This window comes from Neisseria sp. HMSC065D04 (assembly GCF_001815675.1).
In the GTDB taxonomy this organism is placed as follows: domain Bacteria; phylum Pseudomonadota; class Gammaproteobacteria; order Burkholderiales; family Neisseriaceae; genus Neisseria.
The window spans coordinates 43,469-44,071 of record NZ_KV821552.1 but is presented as its reverse complement, the minus strand read 5'-3'; the positions used below and the strand labels follow the sequence as shown (position 1 = coordinate 44,071).

Here is a 603-nt window from a genome sequence, read left to right as displayed (position 1 = left end):
GGAGTTCCAGAAATATGAACCGTATCATACCACTTATCGATGGGCTTTACAGTCAACCCCGAATTCGGAGGATCCATTTTTACCCTGAAATGATTGGGATAAGTAGCTTGATTAGCCACATTAAATTCTATGAAATATGGCTTATTTAATTCTGCATCCGGTAATACCTGAACTTTATGTTTGCCGGCAAAACAACCGGATAATGCTATTACAGCCGAAAAGATAAATACTTTCCTTATCATACTTAAAATAAGCTCCATAATTTACTGATATTTCACAAAATTCTAAAATCAATTGCTCCAAAGCTGGCTTTTAGAAATTTTTCAGACGACCTTTGAGAAAGTTAGGCTTCCAATTCAACCTACGCCTGTTATGTAAACAACGCGATGTTTTCTTGAAATATGAACAATCCTTTCTTAGGGGAAAGCTATCTAAACTAAACTTTCAGATAACCTTAACTCATTCTTTAACTTTTATCTGATAAAATTTCTTCTGTTCCTTATCTTCAAAAAAACCTACGGGTCCTCTTATTAAATATGATATTTCAATCATGATATCCTGCTTCATCTTTGGAGTTCCAGAAATATGAACCGTATCATACCA

General features: G+C 34.2%; 1 protein-coding gene. It reads right to left on the bottom strand.

Features of this window, described 5'->3' with window-relative positions; genetic code table 11:
- Window positions 1-260 (bottom strand): hypothetical protein (locus HMPREF3050_RS14940; protein ID WP_094113406.1); only part of this gene is annotated, 260 nt, incomplete at its 3' end.
- Between the last annotated feature and the right edge of the window lie 343 nt (window positions 261-603).